This is a genomic window from Geodermatophilus sp. SYSU D01045 (genome assembly GCF_054050295.1).
In genome coordinates, this window is record NZ_JBJGZB010000053.1 from 1 (window position 1) to 9,773 (window position 9,773).

Below are 9,773 nucleotides of genomic sequence, written 5' to 3' on the forward strand. Positions count from 1 at the left end.
CGCGGTTTTGCTCCGCAGACGCGGCACCCCGCGTGGTTTTTATGGGTTTTTTGGGGGGGGGGGGGGGGGGGGGAGGGGGCCCGGCCCCCCCCCCCCCCGCGGTGCTCAGCCGGTCGGCGAGGCGGGCGCCGCGGCCGCGCCCTGGGCCGCCTCGTAGGCCTCGACCGCCCGCTGCAGGTCGGCCAGTGCCTGGCCCTGCGCGGCGAAGTCGCCGCTGCGCTGGGCGTCGGCCAGCCGCTGCAGCGCCGCGTCGAGGTCGGCGACCGCCTGGTCCAGCGCCGCGTCCGACCCGTCGGCCGGCGGGGTGGTCGGCTCCGCGGGCGTGGTGGGTTCGGCCGGCGTGGTCGGCTCGGCCGGCGTCGGCTCCTCGGTGTCCGGGGTGGTCCCGGCGTCGTCGGAGTCGGTCGCGGTGTCCCCCGCCCCGGCCCCGAAGACCTGGTCCAGCGCGTCGGAGAGGGTGTCGGCGTAGCCGACCCGCCCGCCGTAGTTGACCAGCACCTTGCGCAGCAGCGGGAAGGAGTTCTGCCCGGTCCCCTCCACGTACAGCGGCTGCACGTAGAGCAGGCCGTTCTCCCCGATGGGCAGCGTCAGCAGGTTCCCGAACACCGCCTGCGAGTCCTCGCTGTTGAACAGCGTCAGGTCCCGGGCGACCTCGTCGTTGGTGTTGAACGACTGCTGCACCTGCTGCGGCCCGCGGAAGGGCGTGTTGCCGGGCAGCCGGAGCACCTGGATCGCGCCGTAGGTGTCCGGGTCGCTGGAGGCGGAGATGAACGCCGAGAGGTTCTGCCTGCGGAAGGCGTTCAGCGCGCTGGTCAGCTGGAACGTCGGATCGGGCTCACCCGGTCGCGCGGCGAGGATGTAGTACGGCGGCTGCGCCTCCTCGGTCTGCGTGTCCTGCGTCGGGTCGGCCGGCACCGCCCAGCGGTCGTTCTGGCTGTAGAAGTCGCCCGGGTCGCTCACGTGGTAGCGGGTGAGGACGTCCCGCTGCAGCTTGAACAGGTCCTCCGGGTAGCGGACGTGGCCGATGAGCTCGTCGCTCATCTCCGACCGCTCCTCGATCACGCCCGGGAACGCGGCCATGTAGGCCTTCAGCACCGGGTCGTCCTCGTCCCACTCGTAGAGCCGGACGGTGCCGTCGTAGGCGTCCACGGTGGCCTTGACCGAGTTGCGGATGTAGTTGAACTGCTCGTTCGGCAGCGCCGCGGTCCCCTGGCCGGTGAGCGCGTCCTGCGCCGCCTCGCCGAGCTCCATCCGCTCGGAGTACGGGTAGGCGTCCGACGTCGTGTAGCCGTCGAGGATCCACTGCACGCGGCCGTCGATGACCGCCGGGTAGGGGTCGCCGTCGACGGTGAGGAACGGCGCGGCCTTCTCCACCCGCTCGCGCGGGTCGCGGACGTAGAGCACCTTCGAGGCGTCGTTGACCGCACCGGAGAGCAGGAAGTTGCGCTCGCGGTAGTAGATGGCGAACGTCAGCTGCCGGAAGAAGCTGCCGATCGCGACGCCGCCCTCGCCGTCGTAGGTGTTGTTGACCTCGCCCTCGGAGCCGTCCTCGGGCCGGTCGAACTCGCGGGCGTCGGCGCCCTCGGGCGCCCCGACGACGGAGTAGTCGTCGATCAGCTCGCCGTAGTAGATCCGGCCCTGCTCGACGTCGATGTCACCGGTGGTGGGCAGGTCGCGGCTGGTGAAGTTCGGCTCGCCGCCCTCCTGGCCGGTGACCACCTGGTTGGCCGGCGCGGCGACGAAACCGTTGCCGTGCGTGTAGACGGTGTGCCGGTTGATCCAGGTGTCCTGGTTCTCCGACAGGCTGCCGCTGTCGAGTTCGCGGACGGCGACGACGTAGTCGCGGGTCTCGCCGTCGATCGTGTACCGGTCGATGTCGAGCTTCTCGGGGAAGCCGTACACGTTGCGGATCTGCTGTCGCGCGGTGAACGTCCCCGCCAGCACGTTGGGGTCGAGCAGCCGGGCGTTGGGGATCGTCGCGTCGTCGGCGCGCAGCTCGGCCAGCGCGGCGTCGGTGTCCACGTCCTCGCCGGTGTTCTCCTGCGCGAAGTCCGTGTACTCGACGTCGGTGAGCCCGTAGGCCTCGCGGGTCGAGGCGATCGCCCGCTCGATGTAGTCGGCCTCGCGCTCGTTGGCGCTCGGGCGGACGACGAACTGCTGCACGATCGCCGGGTAGGCCACGCCGATCACCAGGCTGGACAGCAGCAGCAGGACCAGCGCGGCGGCCGGCAGCCGGAAGTTGCGGACGACGACGTTGGCGAGGAACGCGAGCGCGCAGAACGCCGCCGCGAACACCAGGATCGTCTTGGCCGGCAGCAGCGCGTTGACGTCGGTGTAGCTGGCGCCGCTGAACAGCTCGCCGCGGTCGGAGTAGACCAGCCCGTAGCGGTCGAACCAGTACGCGACCGCCTTGAGCGCCACGAACAGGCCCAGCAGCACCGACAGCTGCACCATCGCCGCGCCGGTGAGCTTCTGCCCCGGCGTCTGCAGCCGCAGGCCGCCGAAGACGTAGTGGGTCAGCAGCGAGCCGATCAGCGCCAGCAGCACGATGGCGAAGCCGAAGCTCAGCAGCAGCCGGTAGAAGGGGTACTCGAAGACGAAGAACGACAGGTCCAGGCCGAACTGCGGGTCGGTCTGGCCGAAGGGCGTCGAGTTGCGGAAGGTCAGCCAGGTCTCCCAGCTGCCCTGCGCGGTGAAGCCGGCGAACAGGCCGACGACGACGGCGACGGCCGACAGCACCAGGGTGCGGCGGGGCTCCAGCGACTGCCGGTAGCGCTCCAGGTTCTGCTGCTCCAGCGACATCGGCCGGAACGCCGGGCGGAACCGGTAGGCCAGGTAGATCGCCAGCGCGGTGAGCCCGCCGGTGGCCACGCCGGCCACGGCGAACAGCAGGGCCCGGGTCTGGAGCTCGGTCCAGAAGACCTCGGTGTACCCGGTCTCGTCGAACCAGAGGTAGTCGACGTAGACGTTGGTCAACGTCCCGATGGCCGTGAACAGCACCAGCAGCACGGCGATGGACCCGATGACCACCTTCGCGCGCCGCGACAGCGTCGGCACGGACACGGGGGGCCGCATGGCCACGAGCGGTCTCCTTCAGTTGCAGGTGCGGCGGGCACCGGGGTGCACCGTCGCGGTGTGACGACCACGTGCGGTCGGGCGTGTGGGGCGCCGGTCGGCACGGGCGCCGGGCTGGCGCACGAACGGCCGGTGTCGCCCCTGACCAACGCTCGGCGCGGCACCGGGTTCCCCGGGGAGCCCGTGCTGGCCGACAGCATTCCCCACGCGGGGCGTCCCGTGCCGGGCGGCGGTCAGCAGCCCGCCGGGGTGCGCCCCTCGCGGACGTCCTCGAGGGCGGTCAGGGCGTCGTCGAGGGTGGCCACCCGGGCCAGGGTCAGGTCGGTGGCCGGGGACCCGAGCGCGTCGGGGCAGTTGTCGGCCGGGACGAGGAAGAGCTCGGCGCCGATCTCCTGGGCGGCGACCATCTTCAGCTGGATCCCGCCGATCGCCCCGACCGTGCCGTCGGCGTCGATCGTGCCGCTGCCGGCCACCACGGCGCCCTCGGTCAGGTCGGTGTCGCCGACCAGGTCGAGGATGCCGAGGGTGAGCATCAGGCCCGCCGACGGGCCGCCGACGTCGGCGACGTCGATGTCGACGTCGAACGGCGCGGAGGGCTGCTCCCCGACCACGACGCCGAGCACCGAGCCCTCGCGGTCGGAGGACCCGCCCGTGGTCACCGTGGCCGTGCCCGGCTGCCCGAGCCGGGTGTAGGCGACCTGCACGGTGGTCCCGGCCGGGATGGCGGCGAGGACGGCGGCCAGCGCGTCGGAGTCCGGCGTCGGCCGCCCGTCGACGGACTCGATCGCGTCGCCCTCCTCGAGCAGCCCGTCCGACGGCGAGTCGTCGCCGGAGAGCCCGCGGACGACGACCTTCACCGGGTACCCGAGGTGGCCGAGCGCGGCGGCCTCGGCCGCCTCCTCGGAGGTGAGGAAGGCCTGCCGGTTGGCCTGCTCGATCTCGTCCTCGGTCTGGTCCGGCGGGTACACCGACTCCTCGGGCACGACGCTGATCTCGTCGTCGAACCAGCCGCGGACCGCCTCCACCAGGCTCAGGCCCGCCCGGCCGACGCCGACGGTGGTCAGGTTGAGGTTGCCCGAGACGTCGTTGCGGTCGCGGCCGCGGACGGAGATGACCGGGTCGCCGTCGATGTCGCCGAGGGTGTTGAAGGTCGGGCCGGGCACCTGGGCGACGTAGGGCACCGGCAGGGCCGCGCCGAGGACGCCGGCGACGAGCAGCAGCACCACACCGACGGCGAGGACGGCGATCCGACGGGTCACGACCGGCCAGCGTAGAACCTCGGGCTGGCAGCGTCCGCCGTGAGCGGACGCCGGTGACCGCGCTCGGGCTCCGGCGGTGTGATCACGCGTCTACCGTGGGGGCATGAGTGACGTGCCGTTCGGATTCGGGCTCCCCGACCGCGACCCCGAGCGCCGGGACCAGCCCGGCGCCGGTGACCCGTTCGGCTTCGGTGCCCTGTTCGGGTTCGGCGGCCCGGGCGGCGCCGGGGGCGGCACCCCGGAGGAGCTCCTCGGCAAGATGCCGCTGTTCGCCGAGCTGCAGAAGCTCGTGAACTGGTCGGGCGGGCCGGTCAACTGGGACCTCGCCCGGCAGGGCGCGATCAGCTCCCTGGCCACCGGCACCCAGCCGACGTCGGAGGCCGAGCGGGCCGCCGTCACCGAGGCGGTGCGCCTGGCCGACCTGTGGCTGGACCAGGTCACCGACCTGCCGTCGGGTGCCGACCGCGCGCTGGCCTGGTCCCGGGTGGAGTGGGTCGAGCAGACGCTGCCGGCGTGGGGCGCGCTCATCGACCCGCTGGCCGAGAAGGTCGTGGCCGCCATGACCTCCGCGCTGCCGCAGGAGGCCATGGCCATGGCCGGCCCGCTGGCCGGGATCATGGGCCGGATGGGCGGCCTGATGTTCGGCGCCCAGGTCGGGCAGGCCCTCGGGCGGCTCGCCGGCGAGGTCCTCACCGGCACCGAGGTCGGCCTGCCGCTGGCGCCGGCCGGCTCGGCGGTGCTCGTCCCGCAGAACGTCGCCGCCTTCGCCGAGGGCCTGGACCGCCCCGCCGACGAGGTCCGCCTGTTCCTCGCCCTGCGCGAGGCCGCGTCGCTGCGGCTGTTCGCGCACGTGCCGTGGCTGCGCCAGCAGCTGCACGACGCCGTCCACGCCTACGCCCGCGGCATCACCATCGACCGCGAGGCGATCGAGCGCGGGCTCAACGACGCGATGGGCTCGATGGGCGGCGGCTTCGACCCCTCCAATCCGGAGGCCATCCAGGAGCTGCTCGGCAGCGGGCTGCTCGAGCCGGAGGAGACGCCGGAGCAGCAGATGGCGCTGCGCCGGCTCGAGACGCTGCTGGCGCTGGTCGAGGGCTGGGTCGACGCCGTCGTCGCGGCCGCGGCCGGCGAGCGGCTGCCCGGGCACGGGGCGCTGGCGGAGACGATGCGCCGCCGCCGCGCCTCGGGCGGCCCGGCCGAGCAGACCTTCGCCACGCTGGTCGGCCTGCAGCTGCGGCCGCGCCGGCTGCGCGACGCCGCCACCGTCTGGGGCGCCATGGCGCAGCAGCACGGCACGGAGGCCCGCGACCGGCTCTGGTCGCACCCGGACCTGCTGCCCACCTCCGACGACCTCGACGAGCCGCTGGACTTCGTCGCCCGCCAGGGCGTCGATGACGAGCTGCGCGCCCTGACCGAGCCGGCCGGGGACACCGACGGCCACAGCGACGGCGGGGACACCGACGGCGGGGACACCGACAGCGAGGGGGAGACCCCCACCCGCTGAGGACGCCCTGCGAGGCGCCGGGAGGAGTGGGGGCCGGAGGCTCCCGCGATCGAGCGGCGGGGTGGGCTCAGCGCAGGGCTCCGCCGCGAGCCAGGTGACGTGCTGGAACGGCCCCCTCGCCGGGTCCTGCCGCGAGCCTGCGAGCGGCGGGGGGCGAGGGGGTCCTCACTCAGTCGACGAGGTCGCCGTCGTCCCCGCCGGCGCCGTCGGCCCGCGCGGACTCGACGCCCTCGAGGAAGCCGCGGGCCCGCTCGGCCCGCGGGTAGCGGCTCACCAGCGCCCAGAAGCGCGCGTCGTGGCTGGCCTCGAGCAGGTGCGCCAGCTCGTGCACCAGCACGTAGTCGACGACGTACTCCGGCATCGACCGCAGCCGGCTCGACAGCCGGATGCTGCCGTCGGCGGGGGTGCACGAGCCCCAGCGGCGCTGCTGGTTGTCCACCCACCGCACGCTGGTCGGCTGCGGCACGCCGTCGAGGTGCGCGGCCGACAGCGCCCGGGCCCGGCTCATGAGCTCCTCGTCGCCGCCCAGGGACCGGCGGCGCCGCTCCTCCCGGGTCTGCAGCTTGGCCACCATCTGGGCCACCCAGCGCCGCTCCTCGGCCGGCGTGAACGCCGCCGGGATGAGCACGATCGTCCGCCCCGACTCGCGGTACGCGGTCACCGTCCGACGGCGGCGCGCGCTGCGGCGCACCTCGACCGGCCCGTCCGTGGACGAGGGGCCGTGCGAGGGGTCGGAGGTCGATCCGGGCACGGGAGGACGGTAGCCACCGGCCGCCGACGACGCGCGGAGGGGAGCCACCCGCTCGGGTACGAGTCGCACGGACGGTGGACACCCGGCACCGGCGGCCGGACGCTCCGTCCACAGCGGGGCGGACGACGTCCGCGCAGGTGACGGCCGGAGAACGGGCCGGCGACGGGCGGGTGGACGCCGGCCCCTCCCCCGGCTGCACACAGCGACACGCCGCCGGGTCCCCACCGTCTCCACAGCCCTGTCCACAGGCTGTGGGCAGCGCCGGGGGACAGGTCCCCCGGTCACACGGGTCGGACGGGACCGTCCGGGTAGCGTTCGCGGAGGCGGCGCCCGGACGGGCGCCGAGCAGTCGACGAGGAGGCACCGTGGCGGACAGCTACAACGGCTACTGCGTGAAGTGCAAGGAGAAGCGGGACTTCGACGGCGAGGTCAAGGTCAGCGAGTCCGGCCGCCGGATGGCCCAGGGCACCTGCCCGGTCTGCGGCACCAAGATGAACCGGATCCTCGGCAAGGCCTAGCCACTGCCCTCCTGACGGCGGCGTCCCGCACGGCGGGCGCCGCCGTCGTCGTCCCGGACCCTGTGGACGACGGCAGCGGGCGCCGGCCCGGTCCTGCCACCCTGCGCGGGTGTCCGACACCGCCCACCCCCTGCTCCCCCCGGGCACGCCGCTGCTGCGCCGCTCCCCCGACGCCGTCCAGGTCGGCGGCGTCGAGCGCGACGGCGTGCTCGTCGGCTCCGCCCCGGCCGCGGTGACCGCCCTGCTGCGCGGCCTCGACGGCCGGCGCAGCCAGCGGACCGTGCTCGCCGACGCCGCCGGCGACGGTCTCGACCCCCGCTCGGTCGCCGCCCTGCTCGAGCACCTGCGGGCCACCGGCACGCTGGTCGACCTCGAGGCCGCGGACCTGCTCGCCTCCGACGCCGGCCCGGCCGCGGCGGCCCGCACCGCCGCGGAGCTGCCCGCCGCACGGGACCCCGACGGCGCGGTGCGCTGGCACGCCCGGCGCGCGGCGACGGTCGTCGTCGAGGGCGCGACCCGGGTCGGCGTCCCCGTGGCGACGCTGCTGGCCGCCAGCGGCGTGGGCCGCGTCGACGTCCGCGACGGCGGCGTCGCGACCGCGGCGGACGCGGTCGCCGGCGGGCTCACCGCGGCCGACGAGGGGCGGGCCCGCTCGCTCGCCGCCGCGGACGCCGTCCGCCGCGCCAGCCCGCTCACCGACCTGCGCCCGCTGCCGCCGGGCGCCGTCCCCGACCTGGTCGTCCTCGCCCGGCCGTGGGCGGCGTCCGACCCGCTGGTCGCCGGGCTGCGGGACGCCGGCGTGGCGCACCTGGTGGCCGCCGTCCGCGGCGACACCGGCGTCGTCGGGCCACTGGTGGTCCCCGGCGTCACCGGCTGCCTGCGGTGCGCCGACCTGCGCCGTCGTGACGCCGACCCGCACTGGCCGGTGCTCGCCGCCCAGCTCACCGCCGCCGACGTCCCCGGCGGGTCCACCCTCACCTGCTGGGCGACCGCGCTGGCCGCGGCGCAGACGGCGCTGGCCTACCTCGACGGCAGCGGCAGCCCGGCGGCGCTGGCGGGCACGGTGGAGCTGGCGCCCCCGGGACTCGTCCCGCGGCTGCGCCGCTGGCCGCCGCACCCGTCCTGCGGGTGCGGCAGGGACGTCCGCCCCTCCGGGTGACGATCACCACGGCTCCGTCAGCGGCCCGGGCTCCGCGTCGGGGACAATGGCACGGTGACCGACGACGCACGGGGGATCCCGAGGGGCTCGATCTCGCGCACCGCGCGGCTGGCCTCGCTCCCCCTGGGTGCGGCCGGCCGCGCCACGCTGGGGATCGGCAAGCGGCTGTCGGGACGGTCCTCCGAGGCGGTCACCGCGGAGCTGCAGCAGCGCACCGCCGAGCAGCTGTTCGCCGTCCTCGGGCAGCTCAAGGGCGGGGCGATGAAGCTCGGCCAGACGCTGTCGGTGTTCGAGGCCGCCGTCCCCGAGGAGGTGGCCGCGCCCTACCGGGAGGCGCTGGTCAAGCTCCAGGAGGAGGCGCCGCCGATGCCGGTGCGCACCGTGCACGCGGTGCTCGCCCAGCAGCTCGGCGGCACGTGGCGCACCCGCTTCCGCGAGTTCGACGACCAGCCCGCCGCGGCCGCCAGCATCGGCCAGGTGCACCGCGCCACCTGGCGCGACGGCCGCGACGTCGCCGTGAAGATCCAGTACCCGGGCGCGGCCACCGCGCTGATGGCCGACCTCAACCAGCTGTCCCGGTTCGCCCGGCTGTTCGCCGCGCTGTTCCCCGGCATGGACGTCAAGCCGCTGATCGCCGAGCTGCGCGCCCGGGTGATCGAGGAGCTCGACTACGGGCTGGAGGCCGACGCGCAGCGGCAGTTCGCCGCCGCCTACGCGGGCGACCCGGAGATCGTCGTGCCGCGTGTGGTGGCCAGCGCGCCCAAGGTGATCGTCTCGGAGTGGCTGGAGGGCCTGCCGCTGTCGCGGGTCATCACCGAAGGCACCCGCGAGCAGCGTGACCGCGCCGGTCACCTCATGGCCGTGCTGCACTTCTCCGCCCCGCAGCGGGCCGGGCTGCTGCACGCCGACCCGCACCCGGGCAACTTCCGGCTCGTCGAGGGCGACCGGCTCGGCGTCATCGACTTCGGCGCCACCGCCCGGCTCCCCGACGGGCTGCCCGAGCCGATCGGCCGCCTGGTCCGCTGGGCGCTGGAGGGCCGCGCCGAGGAGGTGCTGACCGACCTGCGCGCCGAGGGGTTCGTGCGGCCGGGCATCGAGGTCGACGCCCAGGGCGTGCTCGACTACCTGCGGCCGATGCTGGAGCCGGTCGAGAGCCCGGGCTTCCGGTTCACCCGGGCGTGGATGCAGGAGCAGGCCGCGCGCCTCGCCGACCCCCGCACCGAGGCCAGCAAGCTCGGCCGCCAGCTCAACCTGCCGCCGGCCTACCTGCTCATCCACCGGGTGACGATCGGCTCCATCGGCGTGCTGTGCCAGCTCGACGCCGCCGCCGACTACCGCGGCGTCATCGAGGAGTGGCTGCCCGGCTTCAAGGCCTGAGCGGGCCCCACCGGCCCGGGACGACGAGAGGCCGGGGGGGGGGGGGGGGGGGGGGGGGGGGGGGGGGGGGGGGGGGGGGGGGGGGGGGGGGGGGGGGGGGGGGGGGGGGGGGGGGGGGGGGGGGGGGGGG

Annotated in this window: 7 protein-coding genes; 4 read left to right on the forward strand and 3 right to left on the reverse strand. The window is 75.3% G+C overall.

Annotated features, from left to right (window positions below):
• Nucleotides 1–105: 105 nt before the first annotated feature.
• Complete coding sequence (locus ACI798_RS23035) at nt 106–3,075, reverse strand: UPF0182 family membrane protein (protein ID WP_456941009.1); 2,970 nt, start codon at nt 3,073–3,075, stop codon at nt 106–108.
• 233 nt (nt 3,076–3,308) lie between these two features.
• Nucleotides 3,309–4,334, reverse strand: coding sequence for a YlbL family protein (locus ACI798_RS23040; protein WP_456941006.1), 1,026 nt, complete (start codon nt 4,332–4,334; stop codon nt 3,309–3,311).
• A 103-nt stretch (nt 4,335–4,437) separates the two neighbouring features.
• Between ACI798_RS23040 and ACI798_RS23045 the strand changes: the two genes are divergently transcribed.
• A complete protein-coding gene (locus ACI798_RS23045; RefSeq protein ID WP_456941005.1) occupies nt 4,438–5,838 on the forward strand; it encodes a zinc-dependent metalloprotease in 1,401 nt (466 codons plus the stop codon).
• A gap of 169 nt (nt 5,839–6,007) precedes the next feature.
• Here ACI798_RS23045 and ACI798_RS23050 read toward each other — a convergent pair whose 3' ends face one another.
• Nucleotides 6,008–6,589 (reverse strand): M48 metallopeptidase family protein, encoded by a 582-nt coding sequence (locus tag ACI798_RS23050; RefSeq protein WP_456941004.1) that lies wholly within the window; start codon nt 6,587–6,589, stop codon nt 6,008–6,010.
• A 365-nt stretch (nt 6,590–6,954) separates the two neighbouring features.
• Here ACI798_RS23050 and ACI798_RS23055 point away from each other — a divergent pair, with 365 nt between their 5' ends.
• The 3 genes from ACI798_RS23055 to ACI798_RS23065 all read left to right on the forward strand — a co-directional run bounded on the left by ACI798_RS23055 (nt 6,955) and on the right by ACI798_RS23065 (nt 9,643).
• On the forward strand, nt 6,955–7,107 hold the full coding sequence (locus ACI798_RS23055; protein ID WP_176449798.1) for a DUF5679 domain-containing protein: 153 nt from the start codon (nt 6,955–6,957) through the stop codon (nt 7,105–7,107).
• Between the two features lie 109 nt (nt 7,108–7,216).
• Nucleotides 7,217–8,266, forward strand: coding sequence for a ThiF family adenylyltransferase (locus ACI798_RS23060; RefSeq protein WP_457049051.1), 1,050 nt, complete (start codon nt 7,217–7,219; stop codon nt 8,264–8,266).
• Nucleotides 8,267–8,320: 54 nt separating this feature from the next.
• Nucleotides 8,321–9,643 carry an ABC1 kinase family protein gene (locus tag ACI798_RS23065; RefSeq protein WP_456941002.1) on the forward strand — a complete coding sequence of 441 codons (1,323 nt, stop codon included), beginning with the start codon at nt 8,321–8,323 and terminating at the stop codon, nt 9,641–9,643.
• Nucleotides 9,644–9,773 lie beyond the last annotated feature (130 nt).

Excerpts from the sequence above, each read along its gene's own strand:
- ACI798_RS23035 (WP_456941009.1), bottom strand. The coding sequence starts at position 3,075 with ATGCGGCCCCCCGTGTCCGTGCCGACGCTGTCGCGGCGCGCGAAGGTG.
- ACI798_RS23045 (WP_456941005.1), top strand. The coding sequence starts at position 4,438 with ATGAGTGACGTGCCGTTCGGATTCGGGCTCCCCGACCGCGACCCCGAG.